Annotated in this window: 24 protein-coding genes; 16 read left to right on the top strand and 8 right to left on the bottom strand. The window is 59.5% G+C overall.

Annotated features, from left to right (window positions below; translation table 11 throughout):
- From ACW5W8_RS12655 to ACW5W8_RS12685, 7 genes are all read left to right on the top strand, one after another.
- Positions 1-186, top strand: a 186-nt coding sequence (locus ACW5W8_RS12655; RefSeq protein ID WP_498628182.1) for a hypothetical protein, incomplete at its 5' end; no start/stop codon positions are given.
- Positions 183-1,919 carry a phosphoadenosine phosphosulfate reductase domain-containing protein gene (locus tag ACW5W8_RS12660; protein ID WP_498628183.1) on the top strand — a complete coding sequence of 579 codons (1,737 nt, stop codon included), beginning with the start codon at positions 183-185 and terminating at the stop codon, positions 1,917-1,919. The genes ACW5W8_RS12655 and ACW5W8_RS12660, both read left to right, overlap by 4 nt.
- On the top strand, positions 1,916-2,071 hold the full coding sequence (locus ACW5W8_RS12665; protein ID WP_498628184.1) for a hypothetical protein: 156 nt from the start codon (positions 1,916-1,918) through the stop codon (positions 2,069-2,071). The genes ACW5W8_RS12660 and ACW5W8_RS12665 overlap by 4 nt, the downstream gene beginning before the upstream one ends.
- Positions 2,071-2,508: a hypothetical protein gene (locus ACW5W8_RS12670; RefSeq protein ID WP_498628185.1), complete on the top strand. Its 438-nt coding sequence runs from the start codon at positions 2,071-2,073 to the stop codon at positions 2,506-2,508. The genes ACW5W8_RS12665 and ACW5W8_RS12670 overlap by 1 nt, the downstream gene beginning before the upstream one ends.
- On the top strand, positions 2,484-2,678 hold the full coding sequence (locus tag ACW5W8_RS12675; protein WP_498628186.1) for a hypothetical protein: 195 nt from the start codon (positions 2,484-2,486) through the stop codon (positions 2,676-2,678). Before ACW5W8_RS12670 ends, ACW5W8_RS12675 begins: the two co-directional genes overlap by 25 nt.
- Before the next feature lie 81 nt (positions 2,679-2,759).
- Positions 2,760-3,017: a hypothetical protein gene (locus tag ACW5W8_RS12680; protein WP_181222486.1), complete on the top strand. Its 258-nt coding sequence runs from the start codon at positions 2,760-2,762 to the stop codon at positions 3,015-3,017.
- Positions 3,014-3,208, top strand: coding sequence for a helix-turn-helix transcriptional regulator (locus tag ACW5W8_RS12685; protein WP_139462675.1), 195 nt, complete (start codon positions 3,014-3,016; stop codon positions 3,206-3,208). Before ACW5W8_RS12680 ends, ACW5W8_RS12685 begins: the two co-directional genes overlap by 4 nt.
- Here ACW5W8_RS12685 and ACW5W8_RS12690 read toward each other — a convergent pair.
- A complete protein-coding gene (locus tag ACW5W8_RS12690) occupies positions 3,155-4,348 on the bottom strand; it encodes a tyrosine-type recombinase/integrase (RefSeq protein ID WP_139462677.1) in 1,194 nt (397 codons plus the stop codon). The two genes, ACW5W8_RS12685 and ACW5W8_RS12690, sit on opposite strands and share 54 nt — an antisense overlap.
- Before the next feature lie 183 nt (positions 4,349-4,531).
- Here ACW5W8_RS12690 and sbcB point away from each other — a divergent pair, with 183 nt between their 5' ends.
- Positions 4,532-5,959 carry an exodeoxyribonuclease I gene (gene sbcB / locus ACW5W8_RS12695; protein ID WP_498628187.1) on the top strand — a complete coding sequence of 476 codons (1,428 nt, stop codon included), beginning with the start codon at positions 4,532-4,534 and terminating at the stop codon, positions 5,957-5,959.
- A 156-nt stretch (positions 5,960-6,115) separates the two neighbouring features.
- Positions 6,116-6,616 carry a hypothetical protein gene (locus ACW5W8_RS12700; RefSeq protein ID WP_498628188.1) on the top strand — a complete coding sequence of 167 codons (501 nt, stop codon included), beginning with the start codon at positions 6,116-6,118 and terminating at the stop codon, positions 6,614-6,616.
- A 78-nt stretch (positions 6,617-6,694) separates the two neighbouring features.
- Here the strand turns inward: ACW5W8_RS12700 and ACW5W8_RS12705 are convergent, their stop codons facing one another.
- Positions 6,695-8,404, bottom strand: coding sequence for a glycoside hydrolase family 36 protein (locus ACW5W8_RS12705; protein ID WP_498628189.1), 1,710 nt, complete (start codon positions 8,402-8,404; stop codon positions 6,695-6,697).
- 164 nt (positions 8,405-8,568) lie between these two features.
- On the opposite strand from ACW5W8_RS12705, the gene ACW5W8_RS12710 reads away from it, so the two are divergent.
- From ACW5W8_RS12710 to cdd, 3 genes are all read left to right on the top strand, one after another.
- The gene (locus ACW5W8_RS12710; protein WP_005333279.1) at positions 8,569-8,925 is read left to right on the top strand and encodes a CidA/LrgA family protein; all 357 of its coding nucleotides are present in this window, start codon (positions 8,569-8,571) and stop codon (positions 8,923-8,925) included.
- Complete coding sequence (locus ACW5W8_RS12715; protein ID WP_021230200.1) at positions 8,922-9,608, top strand: LrgB family protein; 687 nt, start codon at positions 8,922-8,924, stop codon at positions 9,606-9,608. Before ACW5W8_RS12710 ends, ACW5W8_RS12715 begins: the two co-directional genes overlap by 4 nt.
- A gap of 197 nt (positions 9,609-9,805) precedes the next feature.
- Positions 9,806-10,690, top strand: a complete 885-nt coding sequence (gene cdd / locus ACW5W8_RS12720; protein ID WP_498628190.1) for a cytidine deaminase — start codon at positions 9,806-9,808, stop codon at positions 10,688-10,690.
- A gap of 131 nt (positions 10,691-10,821) precedes the next feature.
- Here the strand turns inward: cdd and ACW5W8_RS12725 are convergent, their stop codons facing one another.
- Positions 10,822-12,207, bottom strand: coding sequence for a tryptophanase (locus tag ACW5W8_RS12725; RefSeq protein ID WP_498628191.1), 1,386 nt, complete (start codon positions 12,205-12,207; stop codon positions 10,822-10,824).
- A gap of 474 nt (positions 12,208-12,681) precedes the next feature.
- Between ACW5W8_RS12725 and ACW5W8_RS12730 the strand changes: the two genes are divergently transcribed.
- The 4 genes from ACW5W8_RS12730 to asd all read left to right on the top strand — a co-directional run bounded on the left by ACW5W8_RS12730 (position 12,682) and on the right by asd (position 17,293).
- Entirely contained in the window at positions 12,682-12,846 is a 165-nt protein-coding gene (locus tag ACW5W8_RS12730) for a DUF2256 domain-containing protein (protein WP_498628192.1), read from the top strand.
- On the top strand, positions 12,846-14,366 hold the full coding sequence (locus tag ACW5W8_RS12735; RefSeq protein WP_498628193.1) for a cryptochrome/photolyase family protein: 1,521 nt from the start codon (positions 12,846-12,848) through the stop codon (positions 14,364-14,366). The genes ACW5W8_RS12730 and ACW5W8_RS12735 overlap by 1 nt, the downstream gene beginning before the upstream one ends.
- Positions 14,367-14,520: 154 nt before the next feature.
- Positions 14,521-15,828 (top strand): D-amino acid dehydrogenase, encoded by a 1,308-nt coding sequence (locus tag ACW5W8_RS12740; RefSeq protein WP_498628194.1) that lies wholly within the window; start codon positions 14,521-14,523, stop codon positions 15,826-15,828.
- Positions 15,829-16,180: 352 nt separating this feature from the next.
- Positions 16,181-17,293 carry an aspartate-semialdehyde dehydrogenase gene (gene asd, locus ACW5W8_RS12745; RefSeq protein ID WP_005345266.1) on the top strand — a complete coding sequence of 371 codons (1,113 nt, stop codon included), beginning with the start codon at positions 16,181-16,183 and terminating at the stop codon, positions 17,291-17,293.
- A gap of 101 nt (positions 17,294-17,394) precedes the next feature.
- Here asd and fdhD read toward each other — a convergent pair whose 3' ends face one another.
- From fdhD to ACW5W8_RS12770, 5 genes are all read right to left on the bottom strand, one after another.
- Positions 17,395-18,267: a formate dehydrogenase accessory sulfurtransferase FdhD gene (gene fdhD, locus ACW5W8_RS12750; RefSeq protein WP_498628195.1), complete on the bottom strand. Its 873-nt coding sequence runs from the start codon at positions 18,265-18,267 to the stop codon at positions 17,395-17,397.
- Positions 18,264-20,396, bottom strand: coding sequence for a sigma 54-interacting transcriptional regulator (locus ACW5W8_RS12755; protein ID WP_498628196.1), 2,133 nt, complete (start codon positions 20,394-20,396; stop codon positions 18,264-18,266). Before ACW5W8_RS12755 ends, fdhD begins: the two co-directional genes overlap by 4 nt.
- A 416-nt stretch (positions 20,397-20,812) precedes the next feature.
- Positions 20,813-21,112 carry a hypothetical protein gene (locus ACW5W8_RS12760; protein WP_498628197.1) on the bottom strand — a complete coding sequence of 100 codons (300 nt, stop codon included), beginning with the start codon at positions 21,110-21,112 and terminating at the stop codon, positions 20,813-20,815.
- 196 nt (positions 21,113-21,308) lie between these two features.
- Positions 21,309-23,453, bottom strand: coding sequence for a formate dehydrogenase subunit alpha (fdhF, locus tag ACW5W8_RS12765; RefSeq protein ID WP_498628198.1), 2,145 nt, complete (start codon positions 23,451-23,453; stop codon positions 21,309-21,311).
- Positions 23,454-23,562: 109 nt separating this feature from the next.
- The gene (locus tag ACW5W8_RS12770; RefSeq protein WP_498628199.1) at positions 23,563-24,177 is read right to left on the bottom strand and encodes a 4Fe-4S binding protein; all 615 of its coding nucleotides are present in this window, start codon (positions 24,175-24,177) and stop codon (positions 23,563-23,565) included.
- Between the last annotated feature and the right edge of the window lie 586 nt (positions 24,178-24,763).

The following is a 24,763-nucleotide window of genomic DNA, read 5'->3' on the forward strand; positions in this document are numbered from 1 at the left end:
CTGGTGAATAGTGTTCTCTCGATTTCATTCAATACCCCCGATTGTCTCATCGTAACAATCGGGACTGTCTGTGAAAATCAGGATACCTCAATGCTCGGTAAGCGGGTTGATGGCGCAACTGCAAACCATGCCGAGCAGCAGCTCGATATGCTGGAGGATAACCGTCAACAAGGAGCAGCAGCATGAATCGCCTGATAGAAACCGCTGTCACGCCTATGGTTGGCTGGCTGCGCGAGGGATATTCGCTCTGCGTATCCCTGAGCTGGGGCAAAGATAGTACCGCCGTGCTGGTGCTGGTGATCGAAGCGATGAAGCGGGCAAAAGCTGCGGGTATCACTCTGCCACAGTGTTTTGCCATCACCAGCGACACCACAGTTGAGAACCCGGCTCTTGGCGCCTTCTTTGAACAGATGTCCTGCGAGCTCGAGCGATTCTGTGTGCTTAACGAACTGCCGCTGGAGTACCGGCTCGTGACTCCTCCACTGACTGCATCGTTCCACTATGTGACCGTTGGTCGCGGTAAGTTGCCACGCTACCCAGGCATGAGCCGGGATTGCAGCAAGGATTGGAAGATCAACCCGATCGTCAAGGAGAAGAAGGGGCTGTCCAAGCAGTTTGGCAACGCAATTATCAGCTTGGTCGGCACCCGCTTCTGTGAGTCTGAAGAGCGTGAGGCTCGCATGCTGGCGCGAGGTGATGAGGCTGGCGTCATCCTTACTAACCCAGATGGCGACCTGTACGCAGTGCCAATCGCAGACTGGGATGAAGTCGATGTCTGGACGCTGCTGCGCAAGTGCGACCAACGCATGGGCAATACGCTGATCACCTCATTCGTTCACCACTTTGATGACCTGGTGCTGCTCTACAAAGATGCCAACGGCGGGTGTGTATCCGGGTTGGCCGACAGTCAGCTAAACAGTTCGGCCTGCGGTGCCCGTTTTGGCTGCTGGTCATGCGTAGCTACCGGCGAGCGCGACAAGTCGCTGCAGGCCATGATCGAGAATGACCACGACCAATACGGCTATTTGAAGCCGATCGCCGACTTCCGCGACTGGTTGTTCGGCATCCGTTGGGATATGTCGGCCAGAGAGTGGTTAGGCCGTACGGTCGACCCAGTGACCGGTCACATCGTGCTTCAACCTGATTACTTCAGCTTTAAAACCCGCCGCCAGATCTTGCGCTACATGCTGAGCATTGATGCTGATGAGTGCGCCTGGGCAGATGAACACAATGATGGATTCCCACGGTTCCAGCTTATCCAGCCGTGGCAGTTGGTCATCATCGACTTTATCTGGTCAATCTATCGTGATGCGCCCCATGCGTTCTCAGCGCTGCATGAGTATTACCAGATCCACCGCTGCGGCCGCCGCTACTATCCGGAGCAAGGGCAGCCAGCAGAAAAGGCTCCAGTACCAAAGCGCCGCTGGTTCAAACCGCCAGAGGGGTTTGCACCACCGGACGGCATTGGCGGCCTGACAGACCCACTGATTATTCATGCGCAGCGTCATGCTGGCATTAAGCAGCCCACTATCAGGGATCGCGTCACCGGGGTGGAAAAAGAGGTCATGGCCTTCGACATCGTGCCAGAGATGGAGATCGACAAGAGCGAGGCTTTGCTTTGGCTGGAGCATTTTATCAATAACCCGATCGCCATCGAGTGCACCGGAGAAGACCCGGCAGAAGCCATCAAATTCTATCTGCATCACCGGATGGTAAAAGTGAGCCATGGCCAGCCACCCAGCCTGGATGAAATCATCCAGCGCTCAGAGATGTGGGCGCGTCTGCAGAGAAAACTCAACGTCCCCGACATTCAGGCATGGGCAATAGAGAACTCTATCTCCGATGAAGAGCACGAGGCGATCAAAGCGTTCTATCCGAAATCGAGTCGCCATAACGTCATTTTTATGGAGGCAGCATGACCACCAACAGCCAGAAGCTGATCTGCAGCAAAGGCCTGAAGAAAGACCGCGCTGCGACAGAAGCACCCAAGCGGCGCCAGCAGAAGCGCAATGAAATCGAACTCCGCCAGCTGGCCAGCCAGTATTGCATTGACCACAAGGAGATGCAGTGATGAGCATCGTGCAGGACATTGCCGAGTGGATTCACGGCAGAGAAGGCGGGGTCATCAGTGCCGAGGTGGCCGCCGAGTTCTCCCTCACTGTCAGCGCGGCCAGCATTGTGATGGGGCAGATCCACAGAGAGTCCCGCTTCACAACCCGGGTTGAACACTTCTGCCTGGTCGGGGATAACGGCCGTGGCCGCCACACTCGCCGCCTCTATGTTGACGTGGTGAAGCCGCCGCAGTGGTGCAAGACCCCGGTGATAGGCACTTGCGGGGATCAGGTGGTCCGGTTCGACAGCGTCACTGACGCCGAGACCAAGGGTGGATTTGTCAGGGTAGCCATCACCCGCTGCCTTGCCGGCCAGCAGGAAAAGCACGGCGGGTACCGCTGGCAGATAGACACAACCAAAGGAGCAGGCAAATGCACCGCTACAACTACACCCTGAGCGCAGCGACTGAACTGGGCTCTGCACCGGATCGCTTGACCGGCACCATCGAGGCACACCACCCGCTGACCCACCAACAGATCAGGCTGGCCGCCATTGATAAGGCCCCAGCCCAGTATCTCAACTTCAACGAGCTGGAGTATCAGGAATGTGAAGAGGGCGTTGATTGAAGGGCTGGCCATCTTGGTTAGCACCACATTGTTTCTGGCCACGCTGGCTGTGATGTAACAACGACTGTCCGGGAGGACACGATGGATATCAGACTCTACCAACGCAATTACCGGGATGACCTCAAGCAAGCCATCCAACAGGAGCAGAGCGCTAGCTACATCGATGCCGCCCTCTCCTACAAGAAGGCCCAGCATCACGCCGCAAGCGCCAACATGTTGGGCAAAGCCCGGTTCGCCATGGCTCGCCGTATTCATTGCCTCAAGATGGCTAATGACCCGCAATGGAAGCAGGTGAACTCCGAGTACCAGCAACGCTATCAAGCGATGGAGGCATTATGATTGAACCAATCGAGAAAATTGAGCAGAAAGAGCTGCTGGTGATGCTTGGCAAGGGACGGACCGCGCTTTATCACCTGCGCAATAAAGACGCCACGTTTCCCAAGCCAATCGACCACCAGCCGCTGCGCTGGATCAAGTCACACGTCATGGCGTGGATTGATAGCCATAACCGGACTCACAGCCACTCCTAGCTCTCGCTGGAGGACTGACCACCAAAGCTCATATGCAGCCCGTTGGTCCTCCAGCCAGTCATGTTTGTTGTACACAGACATCACCCCAAGCAATGCGTGCCCCAGCATGGTTTCAGTAACGTGCGGTGATACGCCAAGCTCTGACAACCTGGTCGACAGGGTGCGCCTTGCATCATGAATGCGCCAATGGGGGATCCCCAAGTTGCTGCGTAAGCGGCTCACCAGCCGATTACACGAGTGGATCTCCAGAGGACTATTCCCCTCCCCTTGCCCAGGGAACAGATAGACAGAGTCCACCGACGCCATCCCAGCCCGTTCGAACAGTTGCTTACCTACTGATGTGATAGGGCGACGAATCGGCTTACCGGTCTTGCTGATCTCCGCCGGCACCGTCCAGACCATAGACTCGAAATCCAGGTCTTGGCGCTTGAGCATTCTGGCCTCGGATAGTCGGCACCCATAGACCAGACAAAGTAAATGGATCACCTTGTTACCGGTACCTGCCCGGCTCGCCTCAATCGCTCGCCAAATCTTGGCAACCTCGGCTACCGTCAACACCCGGTGCCCGGTCTTAGCTGGCGCCCCGACATCCCGAGCCCGTAAGCTCATCATGTTGGGCACGTTGATCGTGCCGCGGCGGATATGCCAGTTGAAGCATGCTTTCAACCCAGTAATGACCGAACGGGTAACACCAGGTGCTCTTTCGCTTATGGCATCGAAATAGCTCAGCCACATGTCCATAGAAATCTGATTGAGTGGCTTGTCTGGTAACCGGTTCTTAACCGAAGAGAAGGTGTAGCGGTAGTTCTTCTGCGTGCCTTCACGACACTCCCGCATCACATACTTCTCGAACCACTCTTCAAACAGAGCAGCAGGTGTAGGCTCTTCACTGGTTTTAACAATTTGCTCAGGGCCTGCCTTGATTTCCGCGGCCTTGATCCTGGCATCCCGAAGAGTCACCGTAGGGTAACGGCCAATCGTGGTTCTGACTTGTTTCCCATCACGCATATGACGCACTTGGAAGGTGATCAGCCCTTTAGGTGACACCCTTATGCCAAGCCCATCACCGTCAGTGACTTCGCTCTGGCCGGAGTATGGTTTACCATTAACGCCTCGCAGCCAGCTGTCTGTAATTGCCATAGCTCACCCAATAAAATTTTGTACTAACAAAATACCATGTTTTGTACTTTGAGTTGTACTAATTGGATGGTGAACATAGGCAGACAGACACAAACAGCAAAGAATTTATTGGGTGCTCAGACAAAGCTGAACACATCATTAAGAACCATATAATCAGAAGCTTAGGCGATAAAACAAGAACACATGAGCACACCCAAGAACCAAACAACACAGCCAACATTCTACTTCCACGACTACGAGACCTTCGGCATCAGCCCCGCCAAGGACAGGCCGTCGCAGTTTGCCGGTATTCGTACCGATGCGGATTTCAACCTCATTGGCGAGCCGCTGGTCATCTATTGCAAACCGCCGGCAGACTACCTGCCGGATCCGGAGGCGTGCCTGATTACCGGTATCACGCCGCAAAAGGCGATGAAGGATGGGCTGTGCGAGGCGGATTTCATTCGCCAGATCCACGAGCAGTTCGCCACGCCGAATACCTGTGTGCTTGGCTACAACAGCATCCGCTTCGATGATGAAGTGACCCGCTACACCCTCTATCGCAACTTCTATGATCCCTATGCCTACAGCTGGCAGAATGGCAACTCCCGTTGGGATATTCTCGACATGCTGCGGGCCTGCTATGCCCTGCGTCCGGAGGGGATAGAGTGGGCCTTTGACGATGAAGGCAAGCCGAGTTTCAAACTTGAAAAACTGACGGTCGCCAACGGCGTGACTCACGCCAATGCCCACGATGCACTCTCGGACGTGTTGGCCACCATCGAGATGGCCAAGCTGGTGAAAAAGGCACAACCCAAGCTGTTCTGTTATCTCTTTGATCTGCGAAACAAAAACAAGGTGAAGGCGCTGATTGACGTAGTGACCATGAAGCCGCTGGTGCACGTCTCCGGCATGTTCTCCCCCTGGCAGGGTTGTGCAAGCTGGGTCTCGCCACTTGCCTGGCACCCCACCAACCAGAACGCGGTGATCATGGTGGATCTGACCCGTGACCCCACCCCGCTCATTGAACTCTCCAGCGAGGAGATCCGCGAGCGCCTCTATACCAAAAAAGAGGAGCTGGGGGATCTGGCGGGCATTCCGGTGAAACTGGTGCATATCAACAAGTGCCCGGTGCTGGCGCCGGCCGCCACCCTGACCGCGGAGCGCGCCGACGAGCTCGGCATCAATCGGGAGCAGTGCCGCAAGAGCCTAGATCTGCTGCGCGCCCACCCCGAGGTGCGGGAAAAACTGGTGGAAGTGTTCAATCAGGAGTTCGCCGGCAGCAATGAGAGCGATCCCGATACCCAGCTCTACGCCGGATTCTTTGGCCATGGCGACAAGTCCACCATGGATCTGGTGCGTGCCACCCCCGCGGATCTACTGGGTGAGCGGGAGTTCGCCTTTACCGACGCCCGGCTGCCGGAGATGCTGTTCCGCTACCGCGCCCGCAACTGGCCGCACACCTTGAGCGAAGCGGAGCAGAAACGCTGGCGCCTGCACTGCAGCGACTACTTCAGCCGCCGTCTGCCGGACTATGTGCCCCGTCTCGAGGCGCTGGCAGAGCAGAACCAGAGTAACGAACGGAACTTTGCGATTCTTAAGAGTCTTTACCATTATCTGGAAGATTTATGAGTTGTGAGTCGTTTCACAATAAATCCTACCCGCCCATCCCCTTCTTCAGGTCATAATGACGAAGGGGATTTCCCCAAAAAACCAATATCTTGCAACATCCTGAACGGATGTTTCCCAAGCAAGAGTTCTCTTTGGCCGAACGGAAGCCAATTGCTGATGCCTCGTCACCACGCACTGCTCGGATTACTGGCCCTGCTGCCGCTGGCAGCCAACGCCGCATACCGGTTCGATGTGCCGGACTACCTTGCTCGCCTGCCGGAGCAGACCTATCGCATCGTCGAACACAACTTCAGCACGCTCTACCAGCAGACTGACTTCACCCCCCAGATCACCAACAGCTACTTCAACGGTTCCCATCTCTACAAGTTTGTCGGGGTGCCGCTGGCCATCAGTGCCCAGTCCGGTTTTCAGCTGGAGGTATTTGGTCAGGCCTATAACCGTGCGTCACAGGCGTATACGCACCTGAGCGAGGATATGTCCCTCTATCGGGTGATGCGGGTCGATCTGATGGGGAACCCCAATGATCAGCTGGCTATCGGTTTCGGTCTGGGGGTGCCCATCACCCCGTTGTTGACCCTCAAGGCGATCGCCTCCGACAGCGACATCCCGGGCTACGGCTCCGCCAAATATGCCATCGGCTTTGAGTGGCGTTACTGACAACCGTGGCTGATAACCACTGATTGAAACAATTCAGGCTCCGTGATGGAGCCTGAATTGTATGTGGTGAGGCTGTGATCAGCTGTAGCGGATCACCCGTCCCTCGCCCCCTTGCAGGGTCACGGCAGTACCAACGGCCTGCCCCTGCCAAAAATCAGCGCCCCCTTCCGGCAGCAGAAACTCCTGTGGTTGCCCCTCCCAGTTGAACAGGCAGAGCAGAGTGCCGCCCTCGGGCAGGCTCACTTCGCCACAGGCAAAGTCCATCGACTCGAAACGGGCAGAGGGTGCCCGGGCCGCACAGAGCTCAAGCAGCTTGCGCAGTTGCGCCGCCTGCTCCTCATCGAGATCTTGCAGTCGATCTCCGGCCAACATCATGCCGCCGCTCGCCACCAACGCAGCCAGATGGAAGCTGTAATCCGCCTTGCTTGCCTGCTGGCTCGGTAGATCCCGCAGACAGATGCAGTCGGGGTCGAGGGCCCAGAGCTTGTCATTTTGCCAGGCGCGGCAGAAGGCTTCGCGGGCAATCTGGCGATAGCGGTGGCCGTTGCGCTCCACATCGTCACTCACCCGCATACCATGAACCAATCCAAGGCTCGGCCAGATGGGAGCGTTGCAACCGAGCAGGAAAGCGCCTTCACCTGCACCACGCAGGATGGCCGCCATGCCGCACCGATAGGCTTCAACCCGGGTGGCGGCCGGATCGTGGAAGCGGCCACCGTGGATAGCGCCCCAGAAGTTGGCATCGAGCTTGAAGTAGTGGATGCCCCACTGCTCGCGCAGGGTACGGAACACCTTCTCAAGGTGCGCTTGCACCTCGGGGTGGGTGCCGTCCAGCACATACCAGGGAGTGCAGCGCCAGCCGCCGTAGGTAACCCGTTCGGAAGGCAGCGGCAGGCCGTCATCCCCCTTCACAAACCAGTCGGGGTGCTCCTGAAACACCTGTGAACCGGGTTCGGCAATAAAAGGGGCGACCCAGAGGGCAGGCTCGCAGCCAGCCTGTTTGATCTCGGCAGCCAGTGAGGCTACACCTTGCTCGAACTTGGCCGACGGAGTGAGCCAGTCGCCCATCTTGGCCTGATAGCCGTCGTCAATCTGCACATAGCGCAGGGCCGGGAAGCGCTCGGCACGCACCTGCAGATTCTCGCGAATATCGGCAGCGCTCACCTCGGCGTAGTAGTGATACCAGGAGCACCAACCGCTCGGGCGATCACTCACCTGGCCGATCAATAAGCCGTGCTCGGCCTCGATCAGCTGTGCCAGTTCGGCCAGCAGATCCTCGCGCTCCGCTCCTTCGAGGCAGATCAGCGCCTCGCTCTGCCAGTGCTCACCGGCTGCGAGTTTTCGCCCTTCGCAGTTCATCAGGATCTGCAAGCGGCCATCGGGATAGAGACGAAACTCCCCGCCAAAACGGTGGCAGCTGGCAAAGGCAAGCAGCAGCCACCCCTTGTTATGCTCCACCAGCAGCAGGTTGTGAATGGTGTGATAGCCATTGTCATCGGTGATGCGATAGACGCTGGCATCGGGGCAACGGCCGACATGTTGTGGTGATTGCCAGCACCCCATGGTCTGAGCCAGCATCTGGAATCCTTCACCATAGATGGCGCTCTCTACCGGCAGACCAAGCTTGCCATCAAACAGCACCCAGCGCTCTACCGGGGTGGCATCAGAACCTGTGTTGTCGAGTCGCACCCGGCACAGAGGCCCTTCCCACTGGCGGGTTTGCAACAGGTGGGAGGGCAACGCATTATCGTTCGCCAGCTGGCGAACGCGGGACAAGAGGGATGTCATTACTACTCCTTGTAGTTCGAAAAGGGTTCTATCAGACGATGTTCAACAGATAATCTGCATACAAATCAGCTGCAAACGAACTGATTTCAGTTGTTATTGTTTTAATGCCGCGACCCGGCCTCTCTGGTAAACTGCGATTTTTCTTCCCAGTCGATGAGGTTCACGTGATCGCGCAACGCGCCTTGCTGTACTTTCGTGACTTTATGGTCATCGTCGCCTGCCTGCTGGCAGGCAAATCCGTGGCAGCCATCCTGCCTTTCGCCTTTCCCGGCAGCATCATCGGCATGCTGCTGCTGTTTGTGCTGCTCTCCCTGCAACTGATCAAGCTGCACTGGGTCGAGCTGGGCGCAGGCTTGCTGCTGCGCCACATGGGTGTGCTGTTCGTGCCGGTTGCGGTCGGACTGGTGGCCTGGCTTGAGCCCCTGCGCCAATCCTTCGGCGTCATCATGCTCTGCATCGTGCTCGGGATCGTGCTGATCCTCGCCACCGTCGGTCGGCTTTACCAGAGGATGAACAAATGATCTTCTGGCTAGCCATTCCCCTGACCCTGGCGCTCTATTTCGCCACCCGCGCCCTCTATCGCCGCCTGCCCTGGCCCATCATCAATCCGGTGCTGGTGCCGACCGCGGTGATCATCGGCCTGCTGCTCTGGTTTGACCTGCCCCTTGAGCAGTACGAGCGCGGCAGCAGCCCCATTACCATGCTGCTGGAGCCCGCCGTGGTGGCACTGGCGCTGCCGCTCTATCAACAGGCGCGCCAGATCCAGGCCAAGCTCAAGCCCATCCTAATCTGTACCCTCGCCTCCGTCTTGATCTCGGTGTGCACAACCCTGCTGATCGGTCATTTTATGGGCACTGATCCGGCACTGCTCGCCTCATTGGCGACCAAATCCATCACCACCCCGCTCGCCATGAGCGTCAGCCAGTCCATCGGCGGCATTCCCGCCATCGCGGCCGCCGTTGTGGTGGTAGTGGGAATTGTTGGCGCCCTGATCGGCTACCCGCTGCTCAGATTGCTCAAAGTGACCGACCCGGAAGCGCAAGGGCTCGCCATGGGGGCCTGTGCCCACGCCATCGGCACCGCCACCTCCGCCGAGAAGGGGATCACCCAGGGCGCCTTTGCGTCGCTGGCCATGGTGGTGTGCGGGATCCTCACCGCGGCCGTCGCCCCGCTGCTGTTTGCCATCTATCACTGGCTGATCTGATCACCCCATTGACCTCCTGTTGTCCATTCCGGGGGGCCTGCTGGCCTCTCGGGGTGCGACCTGCCGCACAATTTGCACAAGACAAACGTTTCCATTACCATCCCCCTCCGTTTGCCCATCAGGGCGTGAGCCTGCTCACACATTTACCCGAGCTTGCTCCCTACAATGGCCGCCCAATTGGCCTTTGAGGACACACTATGCATCCCCGTTTTGCCAAGCCATTCGATACCCTCTCTGCCCCGCTCAAAGCAGCCGTGCAGCCCATGTTGGATAGTGCCGACTTCAACGCCCGCTTCACGCCGGAGCAAGTCGCCACCCTGAAAGCCGCCACAGGTCTCGATGATCGCGCCCTGCGCCTCGCCCTGTTGCCGCTGGCCGCCGCCTGCTCGGTAGCCCCCATCTCCAAGTTTTATGTCGGTGCCATCGCCTGCGGCCTGAGCGGCACCTGGTACTTCGGCGCCAACATGGAGTTCGCGGGGCAAGGTCTGTTCCACTCGGTTCACGCCGAGCAGTCCGCCATCTCCAACGCCTGGCTGGGTGGCGAGACCGGGATCTCTGAAATCACCGTCAACTACACCCCCTGCGGCCACTGCCGTCAGTTCATGAACGAGCTGAGTACCGCCAAGATCCTGAAAGTCTCTCTGCCCGATGACCTGAGCGCCCTGCAATCCTTCCTGCCCCACTCGTTTGGCCCGGCGGATCTCGACATCACGGACGCGCTGATGAGCCCGCAGGATCACGCAGAGCTTGAACTTCAAAGCGAAGATCCGCTGTGGCAGGCCGCGCTGGCCGCCGCCCGTCAAAGCTACGCCCCCTACAGCCAAGGCTATGCCGCAGTGGCGCTGCAGTTTGCCGATGGCCGCATCTTCTCTGGCCGCTACGCCGAGAACGCCGCCTTCAACCCCAGCCTGCCGCCGATGCAGATGGCTTGCGCCCATGCGGTGCTTAACGGCGAAGATCTCGCCACCATCCGCCGCGCCGTGCTGCTGGAGAACAAAAGCGGCCAGATCAGCCAGCGTGACTCCGCCCAGTCTACCCTCAAGGCGCTGGGCTCTGTCGAGCTGGAGTATCAAGCTGTCTGACCCAGTTTGCTTCGATAAACGAAAGCCCCCGCACCTTGGTGCGGGGGCTTTTTACTTGGCCGTTTAATCGGGGGCAGCCCTTGATCTTCACGGGTTTGCTCGGTTGATCACCCCGTCTGACCGGTTGCTGATCAGACAGGTTTTAGCCGCGCCGTGAAGTGGCGCAGCAGCGGCGGCTCGTAGTCAAAGGTGAGCCCACGAATGTCGCTGGCCCGCGCTTTCACCGCGATCAGACAGTCGGCCACATAGTCCATGTGATCCCGGGTGTAGACCCGGCGTGGAATGGTGAGGCGCAACAGCTCAAAATCCGCCGCCTCCTGCTTGCCGGTGGCGGGATCGCGCCCCAGCAGCAGGGAGCCTATCTCCACCCCGCGCACGCCCCCTTCCAGATAGAGTTCGCAGGCAAGCGCATGGGCCGGGAACTGCTCGGCCGGAATATGGGGCAGCAGCTTTTTGGCATCGACAAACACCGCATGGCCGCCGGTGGGGGTCTGGATGGGGATCCCAGCCTCGGCCAGCCGCTCGCCGAGATAGGCCACCTGACTGATGCGATAGGTGAGATACTCCTCATCCATCCCCTCGCGCAGGCCGATGGCGAGCGCCGCCATGTCCCGCCCGGCGAGGCCGCCATAGGTGACAAACCCCTCCATCGCCACGCAGCGCACCTGCACCGCACGGAACAGATCGAGATCCTCTTTAAAGCAACACAACCCGCCGATATTGACCAGCCCGTCCTTCTTGGCCGACATGGTGAAGATGTCCCCCAGCGCAAACATCTGGCGCACTATCTCCTTGATGCTGCGCTTGGCATAGGCCGGATCCCGCTCCTTGATAAACCAGGCGTTCTCGGCGAAGCGGGCGGCGTCGATCACCACCGGGATATGGTGGCGACGGGCCAGCTCGGCGACCGCCTCCATATTGGCCATGGAAACCGGCTGGCCGCCGGCGCTGTTACAGGTGACCGTGATGATGATGCCGGCCACATTGGCGGCCCCCAGGGTCTCGATGGTGTCGCTCAGGCGAGGAAGATCAAAATCCCCCTTCCAGGCGTAGGGGGCGGTGGTGTCGAGGGCTTTCGGGGTGAGCAGGTTGATGGCGCGCGCGCCGGCCAACTCCACATGGGCCTTGGTGGTGTCGAAGTGGTAGTTGGAGATAAAGACAGGTGCCTTGCCCTTGCAGCGCTTGACCAGCTCGGGGAAGAGGATCTGCTCGGCCCCGCGCCCCTGATGGGTAGGCGTCACATGCTGGTAACCGAAGATATCGCGCACCGCGCGCTCCAGCTCGACGAAGTTGCGGCTGCCCGCATAGGCCTCATCCCCCATCATGATGCCAGCCCACTGGCGATCGGACATGGCACCGGTGCCGCTGTCGGTCAGCAGATCGATATAGACATCTTCGGCCAGCAGCAGGAAGGGGTTCCAGCCAGCGGCCTCGAGGGCGGCACGGCGCTCGGCGCCAGTGGTCTGTTTGATGGGCTCGACCATCTTGATACGAAACGGTTCGGGTATACGACGCATAAAAGACTCCTCACCGGCGCGGGGCCAGTGTGTTTGAAATCGGGATTGGTAAAGAGGCCGGGGCGATCAGGGTCTTCCGGCTGACAAATTCAAACGGCGGGTGCCGCCAATCAGCGGTGAGGAAAGTCGAAGGTGAGAATGGGATCCCGGGTATACCAGTGGGCGAGCAGGCAAGCTGCCCGGGGCGTAGCTGTCATGATTGGCATCACTCCCCTCCATATCGGTTGTAAACAGTCGGTGGCCAACTATGTCGATGAAACCATGTCCATTGATGGATGCTGCCAACAGGCAGCCTCGCCACGTTAACGGCAGGTTAATTGGCAAACAAGGGGCGCACCGACGGGCTGTGCGCCCGCTCACAAAGTGGGCATCTGCACGGCAAACCGGCAGTGAGGTTGATCCGCTCGCTCCCCCGCTTCGTTATTCTCCCTACCCATACGCCACATCCCCCATCAGCCTGGGCCGGAAGCCATCATGCATCGCAAACCCCATCTACCCGAAAAGATCTGCCCCGTCTGCCAACGCCCCTTCAGCTGGCGGCGCAAGTGGGCGCGCATTTGGGAGGAGGTTCGCTACTGCAGCGAGCGCTGTCGCCACGCTCGTCACCGCTGCCAGCAACCTGAGGAGGATCGAGTCTGATGGAGCTACGCCTTGTTCTCGGCGATCAGCTAAACGCCGGTCACAGCTGGTTTCGCACCCCGGATCCGACGGTCTGCTATCTGATGGCGGAGCTACGGCAGGAGACCGACTACTGCCGCCACCATCGTCAGAAGGTGCTGGCCTTCTTTGCCGCCATGCGCACCTTCGCAGCGGCACTCACCCAAGCGGGCCACCGCGTCTGTTACCTGACCCTTGATGAGAGTGCCCGCTGGCCCGATTTACCAAGCTTGCTGGCAGCTCAGCTCGAAGCACATCAGGCCAACAGCTTTGCCTGGCAGAGCCCGGATGAATGGCGCCTCGCCAGCCAGTTGAAAAGCTGGGCGGCGGGCCTTGCCATCCCTGCCACCGAGGTAGATAGCGAACATTTTCTCACCCCCCGCGATGGCTGGCAGCGCTACCCCCACAGCCGGATGGAGTTCTTCTACCGCGCCCTGCGAAAGCAATATCAGGTGCTGCTCGATGAGCGCGGCCAACCCCTTGGCGGGCGCTGGAACTTCGATGACGAGAACCGCGCCAAGCTGCCGGCGAGCCAGCCGATCCCGGCGCCCCTCACCTTTGCCAACGAGGTGAGCGAGATTGACGCCATGCTGACCCGCCACGGGGTCAACACCATCGGCGAGGCGGATACCAGCAGACTGCCGTGGCCCATCACAAGGCGCCAGAGTCGCGAGCTGCTGGACCATTTTCTGACCCACTGCCTGCCTCACTTTGGCCGCTATCAGGATGCCCTGAGCGAGCGTGGCTGGAGTCTGTTTCACAGCCGCCTGTCGTTTTCCCTCAACAGCAAGATGCTTCATCCGCTTGAGGTGATCCGCGCCGCCGAGGCCCACTGGCAGGCCAATCAGGCCACCATCACGCTGGCGCAGGTGGAGGGTTTTATTCGCCAGATCCTCGGCTGGCGCGAGTTTGTCCGCGCCCTCTACTGGGAAAAGATGCCCGACTACCAGCAGGCCAATTTTCTCGATGCCAACCGGCCGCTGCCCGGTTTCTTCTGGAGCGGCGAAACCAGGATGGCCTGCGTGCGCCACGCCATTCGCCAGTCTCTTGAGCACGGTTACGCCCACCATATCCAGCGACTGATGGTGACCGGCAACTTTGCCCTGCTGGCGGGGATCGATCCTGACGAGGTGGATCAGTGGTATCTCGGTATCTATGTGGATGCCATCGAGTGGGTGGAGCTGCCCAACACCCGCGGCATGAGCCAGTTTGCCGATGGCGGCCTGATGGGCAGCAAGCCCTACGCCAGCAGCGGCGCCTATCTCGAGCGAATGGGCCACTACTGCAAGGGGTGCCACTATCAGGTCAAAGCCCGCCACGGCGATGGGAGCTGCCCCTTCAACAGCCTCTACTGGCACTTTCTCTGGCGCAATCGGGACAAACTGGGCGGCAATCCCCGCCTCGCCCTCCCCTATGCCAACTGGGATGGCCAAGCCGCCGAACAGCAGCAGGTCATTCTGGCCACTGCGGAGCAGTACCTGATCAAGCTGGAGCAGTTGTAAGCGGACCATACCCCCTGACACTGCCCTGAAAACAGCGCAGCGATTTACGCTGGCAATCAGGCTCACCATCGCACCAAACACCAGCTTGTGACTGGCAAGCAGACGGAGATCCCAATCCTGCGTAGAGCGGTTGAATATCCTGTGGCGGCTGATTATGGTGGTAGCCACATCAGGAGATCAGTCAAGGAAAGACGATATGGAGATAGTGGTTCTCGGTGGCGGCGTAATTGGGGTAACCAGCGCCTGGTATCTGGCCAAAGCGGGTCACAAGGTGACTCTGCTGGAGCGACAAGGTGGCGTAGCCCTTGAAACCAGCCATGCCAACGCCGGGCAGATATCACCCGGTTATGCGGCCCCCTGGGCGGCTCCCGGCATCCCCCTCAAGGCCGCCAAATGGATGTTGCAAAAGCATGCCCCCTTCACCGTGCGCCCCACCGCCGACCCCTTCCAGCTACGCTGGATGCTCAGAATGCTCGCCAACTGCACCCCGACCGCCTATGCCACCAACAAGGGGCGCATGGTGCGTCTGGCCGAATACAGCCGCGACTGCATGAAGCTGCTGCGCGACGAGCTAAACATCGATTACGAAGGGCACCAGCTCGGCACCCTGCAGCTGTTTCGCAGCCAATCCCAGCTCGATGCCAGCCAGCGCGATATCGAGGTGCTGGAGGAGTATGGCGTCCCCTACCAGTCGCTGGATGCCAGCGGCTGCGAAGCGGCAGAGCCTGCGCTGGCGCGGGTGCGCGGCAAAATCGTCGGCGGCTTGCGTCTGCCCGGCGACGAGACCGGCGACTGCTTCCGCTTCACCAAGGCCCTTGCCCTTGAAGCCGAGAAGCTCGGAGTCAAGTTTGTCTTCAACTGCGACATCGACGAGATTGAGCAAGCCCGCGGCCGCGCCGTGGCGGTGCGGGCGGGCGAGCAGCGCTATCGCGCCGATGCCATCGTCTGCGCGCTGGGCAGTTATGCCACCGGTTTTCTGCGGCCGCTGCTGCGCCCGCTCGGGCTGGAGCTGCCGGTCTATCCGGTCAAGGGCTACTCCCTCACCCTGCCGATGATCAACGCCGAGGCAGCGCCGCGCAGTACCGTGCTCGACGAGACCTACAAGGTGGCCATCACCCGTTTTGACGAGCGGATCCGGGTCGGCGGCATGGCGGAGCTGTCGGGCTACAATCTCGCCCTTAATCCCAGACGCCACGACACGCTGGCGATGGTGGTCGGGGATCTCTTCCCCGAGGGGGGCGATATCAGCCAGGCCGAGTTCTGGACCGGCCTGCGCCCCATGACACCGGACGGCACCCCGCTGGTAGGGCCGAGCCCCATTCCCGGCCTCTGGCTCAATACCGGCCACGGCACCCTGGGCTGGACCATGGCGGCCGGTTCGGGTCAGCTGTTGTGCGATCTCATCAGCGGCAGCGAACCCGCCATCAGCGATGAGGGGCTCACTCTGGCCCGTTACGGCTAAGCGCCCAAGCTGTCGGGCTGTTTCACTCGCCAACTACGCCCAGCAGAGGACGTTCTCAACCGCTTTATTGACAGGCCACCGCCATAAACGGTGGCCTTTTCGTCTGATGTTGACCTTCTCCCTCCCCGTCTGCCTGAGCGGTGCGCTGGCTGCCGGTTAATGCAGCAAACGGCACAGAATATTGCGCAATTCGACTTGCGCAAGCCGTCACAATCCGTAATGTGGATAGACGCATTTTTCGCAGCGCATATTTTTTAAATGGCCTGTAAACCGCTTGTAAACAGGCGTCGCCAGACAAGGGGTTACGGGTGTCACCACGAGTTTCTTTAGCAGCAATCCAGGGTAGGACATTATGAAAAAAGTAGGTTTGGTCGGTTGGCGTGGCATGGTGGGATCGGTTCTGATGAGCCGGATGCAGGAAGAGCAGGATTTCGCCCATATTCAACCCACATTCTTCACCACCTCCCAGGCCGGTGAGGCCGCCCCCAACTTCGGCGTCGATGCCGGTACTCTGCAAGACGCCTTCGATATCGAGGCGCTAGCCAAGCAGGATATCATCATCACCGCCCAGGGCGGCGACTACACCAAGGATGTCTATCCGCGCCTGAAAGCCGCTGGCTGGCAGGGCTACTGGATTGACGCCGCCTCCTCCCTGCGGATGGAGAAAGACGCCGTCATCATTCTGGATCCGGTCAACGGCGACGTGATCGAGCAGGCCCTGAACGATGGCATCAAGACCTTCGTTGGCGGCAACTGCACCGTCAGCCTGATGCTGCTGGCCCTCGGCGGCCTGTTCAAGGCCGATCTGGTGGAATGGGTCAGCGTGGCCACCTATCAGGCCGCCTCCGGTGGCGGTGCCCGCCATATGCGCGAGCTGGTCACCCAGATGGGGATGCTGCGTGACGAAGTGGCGGTCGAGCTGGCAGACCCTGCCTCCGCCATCCTCGACATCGAGCGCAAGATCACCGAGAAGACCCGCTCCGGCACCCTGCCGGTGGACAACTTCGGCGTGCCGCTGGCCGGTGGCCTTATCCCCTGGATTGACACCAAGCTCGACAACGGCCAGAGCCGTGAAGAGTGGAAGGGTCAGGCCGAGACCAACAAGATTTTGGGTATCGAGAACGCCGTCATTCCGGTGGATGGTCTGTGTGTGCGGATCGGCGCCCTGCGCTGCCACAGCCAGGCATTCACCATCAAGCTGAAAAAGGATGTGCCGCTGGCGGAGATCGAAGCCCTGCTGGCTGCCCACAACGACTGGGTGAAAGTGATCCCCAACGATCGCGACATCACCGCCCGCGAGCTGACCCCGGCTGCCGTCACCGGCACCCTCAGCATTCCGGTGGGCCGTCTGCGCAAGCTCAATATGGGCCCTGAGTATCTGGCCGCCTTTACCGTGGGTGACCAGCTGCTGTGGGGCGCCGCCGAGCCGCTGCGCCGCATGCTGCGTATCCTGCTGGCGCGCTAATTCGCCACAGCAGCAGATACAAAAAGGGCGGGGAGTCACACTCCCCGCCCTTTTTCATTGCCAGTTTTCGTGCCCCGTTTAGCGGGTTCACGGCCTTGCGATTACTTGAGCAGGATACGCTGACAGCCGCTGTAGATCTCGGCCCGCCCGGGGCGGCAAAAACCCACCAACGTCAGCCCGGTCTGCTCGGCCCGCTCGACCGCAAGCTCGGTAGCGGCGGAGATAGCCAGCAAGATCTCGACCCCGGCGCTGGCGCACTTTTGCACCATCTCGAAGCTGGCGCGGCTGGTCACCAGAATGGCACCATCACGGCGACCCGTGCGGCACAAGTGCCCCACCAGCTTATCCAGCGCAATATGACGCCCCACATCCTCACGAATGGCGAGAATATTGCCCTCACCATCCAGATGCACCGCCGCATGGGTGGCGCCGGTGCGCTGACCCAATAGCTGGAGCGGGCGCAGCGCGCTCAATACCTTGTCGATATCACCCACCGCCAGCCGCTGGCTGTCGGGCAGAACAGGCTGGGTGCGGATCACCTGCTCAAGACTCTCGCTGCCGCAGATGCCGCAACCGGTGCGACCCGCGAGAGTGCGCCGCTTCTCTTTGAGGCGATGAACGCAGCGATTGGCCAGGGTGATATGCAGTTCAATCCCCTGACAGCCGTCAATCTGCTCGATGTCGTGGATATCGAGCAGGCTGTCGATGATCCCCTCAGATAGCGAAAAACCGATGGCGAAATCCTCCAGATCGGAGGCCGAGCACATCATCACGCTGTGGGCGATGCCGTTGTAGACCAGCGCCACCGGCGTCTCGGAGGGCAGTTCCATCTCGCTGTCGCAGGTCAGTGTATCGGCGCGGTAGTGCACCACCTCGCGGTGGATGGCGCAGCGGGCCAGCTCGTTCTGTTCGCTCAGCCCTCTTTGTTCTCTCTGCTCGCTTCGCGCCTCAAGCTCACTTGCCTCACCCCTCATAAAGCGACCCCGTCAATGATCTCGGGATCTCTGGCCGAAATGCCGAGCCGCTTCATTTTCGAGAGCAAGGTGGTACGCTTCATGCCGAGACGGTTGGCCGCCCCCCGCTCGCCAGCGACGATGCCGTTGCAGTCACGCAGGGCGGCGATGATCGCCTCGCGCTCATCAATCGGCCCCTCCTCGGCAAAGAGCGGCGTGGCGGGCTCGTCATAAACCAGAGTCTCAATCTTGTGGTAGCCCTTGAGCGGCATCAGCTCATCGGGCGAGAGGTTGAGCACATGGCCGCGGGTCATCACCACGGCGCGCTCGATGACGTTCTCCAGCTCGCGGATATTGCCGTACCAGGGCAGCGACACCAGCATCTTCATCGCATCGGCGGGGATCGAGGTGATAGTGCGGCGCATCCGCTTGGCGATCTTCTTGATAAAGAAATTGACCAGCAGCGGAATATCCTCGCGCCGCTCCCGCAGAGGGGGCAGCTCGATGGGAAAGACATTAAGGCGATAGTAGAGGTCGCTTCTGAAACGCTTGTTCTTGACCATGGAGAGCAGATCGCAGTTGGTGGCGGCCACCAGCCGCACATCCACCGCAATGGGGTTGCTGTTACCCACCCGCTCCAGCTCGTGCTCCTGCAATACCCGCAACAGTTTGGGCTGCAAGTCCAGCGGCATATCCCCCACTTCGTCGAGGAACAGGGTGCCCTTGTGGGCCCGCTCGAAACGGCCGATCCGCTGGGTCAGGGCGCCGGTAAAGGCCCCCTTCTCGTGGCCAAAGAGATCGCTCTCGATAAGGCCGGTGGGGATGGCGGCGCAGTTCACCTTCACCATCTCGTGGTCGTGGCGGGCACTCAGGGCGTGAATGGCCTGGGCGATCAGCTCCTTGCCGGTGCCGGTTTCGCCGAGGATCAGCACGGTACTGTCACTCTCGGCCACCAGCCGCACCTTCTCCAGCACACTCTCCATCACCGCGCTCTGATAGATGATGTGGGGGAACTCCCCCTGCATCTGCGGCTCGTTGATGCGAATAGTCTTCTCTTTAGCGCCGTTGGTGTTGGAGATCTCCTGCTGCGCCTGCACGTTGTTCATGGCAATCGCAGTGCGCGCCGCCACCTGCTCCAGCAGGGAGATATCGATATCGGCAAAGAAATCGGCATTGGGGTGCGAGAGGATCAACACCCCCAGCAGGTTGCCCCGATAGCGCAGCGGCAAAATGCAGGAACTCTCGGCATCGGGCGGCAGGATCTGGGAGGTAAACCGGCAACGATTACTGCAGCCGTGGCCATGCTCGCGATAGACGAAAAACGGCTCGCTGTGACCAAGTGCCCCCTGCAGACACTTCTGCTCGAAACAGGAGTGATCGATGATGCCCGGCTCGTCGCACTGCTGCTGATTGACCAGATAGCTCTTGAAGCTGTCGGAAGTAGCGTTGTACTCCGCCAGACACAAGCTGCTGATGCCAAAGTGGTGGTGCAGGATGGCAAACAGACTCTTGGGCAGTTCGGCGATGCGCACCAGTTTGATCACCGCATTGGTTACATCCACCAGAATTTTGCAGCTGTCGCGCTCAAGGCGCAGGGAGTTGGCCTGCTCCAGGGTGCGCTCCTTGTCGAGCACGTTCTCCAGCGCAATGGCGATAATGGCCGCCAGCTGGGTCAGCTTGGCCAGGGTCTCCATGGTGAAGCTGTCGAGCTGGGTGTTGATAAACTCGACCCCGCCCAGATGGCTGCGGGCGGTGGTGATGGGGAGCTGGCAGTAGGAGCGCAGCCCCCCGTAGATCCCTTCGCGATCCAGGGCCGGGCAGCGATTCTCAAAGCGGGCGGCCGCGAGAATGATGGCCTGTTCCGGGGTCTCTTTGGTAGGACGGGGGGAGAGGTGCAGCTCTGCCTTGGGGCAGACCAGATGCTTTGGGCCGGACTGTCCCATGAAATAGAAGATGGCCTCCTCGTCCGCACCCATGTTGAGGATCAGGTTGACCCGGGTCACGCCGCCGAAGCTGGCATCTATCTTGTTGAGTTTGTGGATAAAATCATCGAGCGTCACGGCCGACAGGAGGGATTTGGAGAGCAGGAGGAAACCGTCGTCCCAGATGGGAGAGATCTCGTCCAGGGGGATGGCACTCACATTTAGCATTGCGGCCTCACGTTATATCGATTTAGTCACCAGTCAGGCTGTCCATGCCATCGCATCACGACAAGCACCCGTCACCAAAATAAATAGCCGCAGCCCGTAAAAGCGGCTGCCAATAAGAAAAGCGGTGACGAAAATTGTCGCATGTTGCAATTCCAGAGTTGTTATTAACGAACGACAACAAAAAGTAACATCGTTATCGGGGGATATATTGGAATGGCGACTCATCATAGATGAGCTCAAATTTCATTACAATCCGATTTAATATATCTGATGGCCATATTTAACCGGTTATTTCATCAGTTCTTGATCTCAATTAAGGCGCCCGAAAAGTGGGCCGCCGTCAACTGTCAGATCTGCCTCTCCTCTTCGCTGGCTGCGGGTTTCGAGATGGCGTTTGCTGCCCATTTATCGGCAATTTATGAGGTGATGAACCGGCTGTGGCAGCACTTCAGGCCTCCGAAGATAAAGAGGGCCGACAAGCTCTGGAAGGCCATCAGCAGCCAGCTGGCGTTGTCGGCAAGCTCGGCGGTGACGCTCTGGTGCGTGAGGTAGATCAGCAGGGTGATCACCCCCAGCAGCAGGCCGTTGATCAAGGTGGTGGAGATAAACCCGATCAGCCAGGCACTGGAAATACTCAAGGCGGAAAATACGCTGCCCATGGCGAGCCGTGCTGCCATAAAACAGCCGAAAAAACCGAAGCCGAGCAGAAATATCATCTCGTCGCGCCAAATATAGCAACCTATTCCCAGCAATATCGCCGCCAGATAGGTACCAATATAGAAAATTCCGAATAAGCGACCAATTTCATGTTGCATCATTTATCCCCTGTTTTTGGGTAATAAAAGGGTGCCCGACTCGATAAATCCGAGTCGGGTTCCCTTATTTGTGCAGAACGTCCTTTTTTAGGGCGGGTCAGCCTTTGGCTGCGCTGCGCAATTTCGCCTTGAGCGCGCTGTATTCAGTCTGGACGTACACTTCCGCCGCAGGCTGATCCTCGATGCGCTCGATCTTCACCGCACAGTACTTGTACTCGGGGGTGTAGGAGACCGGATCAAGGTGCTCGATGGTCAGCTCGTTGCAGGCCCCGATCCACCACTGGTAGGTCATATAGACCACGCCGGCGTTGACCCGCTCGTTGTAGTTGGCGCGGGTGATCACCTTGCCGCGTCGTGACGAGATCCAGACCAGCGCCTGATCCTTCACCCCGAGCTTTTTGGCATCGCTCGGATGGATCTGCACATAGCCCGGCTCATCGGCCAGGGTTTGCAGCGCCGAGCAGTTGCCGGTCATGGAGCGGCAGGAGTAGTGACCCACCTCGCGCACGGTGGAGAGCACCAGCGGGTACTCGGCGCAAGGCTGCTCACGTGGCGGCCGCCACTCGGCGGCGAGCAGTTGGCCCTTGCCGCTCGGGGTGGTGAACACATTCCCCTCGAACAGGGTGCTGGTGCCCGGGTGATCCTCGGTCGGGCAAGGCCACTGCACGCTCTTGAGATCGGCCATCTTGTCGTAGCTGACCCCGGTATAGAGCGGGCAGAGCGCACGCATCTCGTCCCAGATCTCTTCGGTGTTGTGGTACTCCATGGGATAACCCATGGCGGTCGCCATCAACGAGAAGATGGCCCAGTCCGGTTTCACGTTCTCGGGGGGCGTCACCGCCTTGTAGAAGCGCTGGAAGCCACGATCCGCCGAGCTGTAGACCCCTTCATGCTCGCCCCAGCTGGTGGCGGGCAGAATGACGTCGGCCATCTCGGCGGTCTGGGTCATGAAGATATCCTGTACGATCACCAGCTCCATCCCCGCCAGGGTACGGCGGAACTGACCCAAGTCAGCTTCGGTCTGGGCCGGATCTTCACCAAAGATGTAGAAGGCCTTGCACTTGCCCTCCTCTACCTTGTGGCCAAGCTCGGTCAGACGATAGCCGGGCTTTTGAGAGAGGGATTCCACGCCCCACGCCTTGGCGAACTTGGCGCTGATGGCGGGATCGGCCACCGACTGATAACCCGGGAACTGGTGAGGCAGCATCCCCATGTCGCAGGTGCCCTGCACGTTGTTCTGACCGCGCACCGGGCCGCAACCGGTGCCACGACGACCGAAGTTACCGGTCAGCAGCGCCAGACCCGCCAGCCCCTTGACCACGTCCACCGCCTGACCGTACTGGGTCACCCCCATGCCCCACAGGATCATGGAAGCAGGCGACTCGGCATAGGTGCGAATGGCGGCGCGGATATCCGCGGCCTTGAGGCCGGTGATCTCCTCCACGTATTCCGGGGTGTACTTGGCCACCGTCGCCTTGAAGGTCTCGAACCCTTCGGTGTAGTTGGCGACAAAGGCCTTGTTGTAGAGCCCTTCATTGATCAACACGTTGGCGAAGGCGTTAACCAGCGCCATATTGGAACCGTTTTTGAGCGGCAGCCACTGATCGGCGATGCGGGCGGTCTCCACCATGCGGGGATCACACACAATCACCTTGGCCCCGTTTGCCTTCGCCTTGAGGATATGGCGAGCGACGATGGGGTGAGAGTCAGCAGCATTGTAACCAAACACCAGCAGGCACTTGGTCTCTTGAATTTCGGGAATGGCGTTGCTCATGGCGCCGTTGCCTACAGTTGTCTCCAGACCGGAGACTGAGGGTGCGTGTCACACCCTCGCGCAGTGGTCGACGTTGTTCGTCCCAATCACCGCACGGGCAAATTTCTGCATCACATAGTTGGCTTCATTGCCCGGGCCACGGGCAGAGCCAGTGGTCATGATGGCGTCCGGGCCATAATTCGCCTTGATGGCAGAGAGACGGCTGCTGGCGAACTCGATCGCTTCATCCCAGGAGACGGCCTCGAGCTTGCCACCGCGCTCGCGGCGGATCATCGGGCTCTTGAGACGGGGGGTCAGCAGGTTGGTGTCGTTCAAAAAATCCCAACCGTAATAGCCCTTGAGGCAGAGCTGCCCCTCGTTGGTCCGGCCGTTGGCGCCTTCGGCCCCCACCACCTTGTCGTTTTCAACCAGCAGGTTGATTTTGCAACCGGTGCCGCAATAGGGGCACATGGTAATGACTTTTTTCATGACTCACACTCTTGTTTGTTAACGGTAAAAGGCTGTTAACGATCAAAGGCCTTTAACGAAAATGGCTGAGCAGGGTGACAGCGCAGAGGCGCACGTCATCCCCATAGCCTTACCCCTGTGCAGAGACCGGCTGGCGCTGGCAGGCCGCCATCGCCTCGGCACTGGCCAGCTGCTTCTGGCGATTCAGTTCGCCAAGGGCTTGCGGCGTGACCAGCCGCAGTGCCTGGGTCGGGCACACCTCGACACAGGCCGGGCCCGCCTCGCGGTGACGGCAGAGATCGCACTTCAAGGCTTGCGCCTTGGTCTGCGGCCGCTTGAACAACGCATCGGCAGCGGGCGCCACCTCTTTCACCACCACCGCCATGGCACCGTAAGGACAGGCCACCACGCAGGATTTGCAGCCGATGCAGCGCTCCTGCAACACCTTGACGCAACCATCCTCGCTGACGATGGCATTGTTCGGGCAGGCCATGGCGCACGGCTTGTCTTCACACTGGCGGCAAAGTACCGGCGTGGTCACCTTGCTGCCCACGATCACCTTCAGGCGCGGCTGGAAATAGCTGTCCTTGGAGACCAGATGTCCATCCTCGATGGCAAGATGCAGGCCGCCCTCCCGCTCAACGGTACCCGTGCAGGACGTTGACTGGTGTGAAACGGCGCAGGCCACCTCACAGGTACGACACCCAATACAAAGACTGGGATCTGCAATCACGAAGCTGTTCATAGAGAGGGATCCTAAATGGTTCGTTACACCGGGCCGCCCGCCGACAGGCAAAGAGGCGGCCAGCCCCCCACAAAGCATTTATCAGACCAAAACGGGCAAAAGGTGCGATAAAAATTCACAATCAACTGAAAATAAAGGAGTAATCAGAAAGAGATGCGTGCTGGATGCCACAACTGACGAGAGTGACGACGGGGTGGGAAGTGTGCTCGACACGACAAAAGTGACGAGCTCGACACCGGCTGACCAGACCCTGCCCCAGCCATATAACGAAGCCGTTCGAAGGAATTTGCAGCAAGGTTCGGCCATCCCAAACCGGGCAAGCGGAGGAACGACATCCGGGGAGAAAAGCCATACCAATGGCCAAAAATGGGCCGCTTATTGACTGATTTGTTGAGCCAGAGCCGGTTTTAGGCCCCTGCCCCTTCAGTTTTCTATCCCTCCGGTTAATATGTGCCAGTTGGCAACCAGCGCAATTGGCTGTCACCTCCATGCTGAAACCGCAAAAAGTGCACAAAATTAACAGCGGCAGACTGCGGTAAAGAAATAAGCCCTGTCGTATTCACAATGTTTACATTCATTGGATAAC

Source organism: Aeromonas aquatilis (assembly GCF_054052405.1).

Bases quoted from the DNA above. Each gene is read 5' to 3' on its own strand.
- ACW5W8_RS12740 (WP_498628194.1), top strand. From the start codon at position 14,521: ATGGTGGTAGCCACATCAGGAGATCAGTCAAGGAAAGACGATATGGAG.
- ACW5W8_RS12730 (WP_498628192.1), top strand. From the start codon at position 12,682: ATGCATCGCAAACCCCATCTACCCGAAAAGATCTGCCCCGTCTGCCAA.
- ACW5W8_RS12700 (WP_498628188.1), top strand. From the start codon at position 6,116: ATGCCTCGTCACCACGCACTGCTCGGATTACTGGCCCTGCTGCCGCTG.
- ACW5W8_RS12675 (WP_498628186.1), top strand. From the start codon at position 2,484: ATGCACCGCTACAACTACACCCTGAGCGCAGCGACTGAACTGGGCTCT.
- ACW5W8_RS12715 (WP_021230200.1), top strand. From the start codon at position 8,922: ATGATCTTCTGGCTAGCCATTCCCCTGACCCTGGCGCTCTATTTCGCC.
- ACW5W8_RS12665 (WP_498628184.1), top strand. From the start codon at position 1,916: ATGACCACCAACAGCCAGAAGCTGATCTGCAGCAAAGGCCTGAAGAAA.
- ACW5W8_RS12685 (WP_139462675.1), top strand. From the start codon at position 3,014: ATGATTGAACCAATCGAGAAAATTGAGCAGAAAGAGCTGCTGGTGATG.
- ACW5W8_RS12690 (WP_139462677.1), bottom strand. From the start codon at position 4,348: ATGGCAATTACAGACAGCTGGCTGCGAGGCGTTAATGGTAAACCATAC.
- ACW5W8_RS12680 (WP_181222486.1), top strand. From the start codon at position 2,760: ATGGATATCAGACTCTACCAACGCAATTACCGGGATGACCTCAAGCAA.
- ACW5W8_RS12725 (WP_498628191.1), bottom strand. From the start codon at position 12,207: ATGCGTCGTATACCCGAACCGTTTCGTATCAAGATGGTCGAGCCCATC.
- ACW5W8_RS12755 (WP_498628196.1), bottom strand. From the start codon at position 20,396: ATGCTAAATGTGAGTGCCATCCCCCTGGACGAGATCTCTCCCATCTGG.
- ACW5W8_RS12660 (WP_498628183.1), top strand. From the start codon at position 183: ATGAATCGCCTGATAGAAACCGCTGTCACGCCTATGGTTGGCTGGCTG.
- cdd (WP_498628190.1), top strand. From the start codon at position 9,806: ATGCATCCCCGTTTTGCCAAGCCATTCGATACCCTCTCTGCCCCGCTC.
- ACW5W8_RS12760 (WP_498628197.1), bottom strand. From the start codon at position 21,112: ATGATATTTCTGCTCGGCTTCGGTTTTTTCGGCTGTTTTATGGCAGCA.
- asd (WP_005345266.1), top strand. From the start codon at position 16,181: ATGAAAAAAGTAGGTTTGGTCGGTTGGCGTGGCATGGTGGGATCGGTT.
- ACW5W8_RS12705 (WP_498628189.1), bottom strand. From the start codon at position 8,404: ATGACATCCCTCTTGTCCCGCGTTCGCCAGCTGGCGAACGATAATGCG.
- fdhD (WP_498628195.1), bottom strand. From the start codon at position 18,267: ATGAGGGGTGAGGCAAGTGAGCTTGAGGCGCGAAGCGAGCAGAGAGAA.
- ACW5W8_RS12735 (WP_498628193.1), top strand. From the start codon at position 12,846: ATGGAGCTACGCCTTGTTCTCGGCGATCAGCTAAACGCCGGTCACAGC.
- ACW5W8_RS12770 (WP_498628199.1), bottom strand. From the start codon at position 24,177: ATGAACAGCTTCGTGATTGCAGATCCCAGTCTTTGTATTGGGTGTCGT.
- ACW5W8_RS12670 (WP_498628185.1), top strand. From the start codon at position 2,071: ATGAGCATCGTGCAGGACATTGCCGAGTGGATTCACGGCAGAGAAGGC.
- sbcB (WP_498628187.1), top strand. From the start codon at position 4,532: ATGAGCACACCCAAGAACCAAACAACACAGCCAACATTCTACTTCCAC.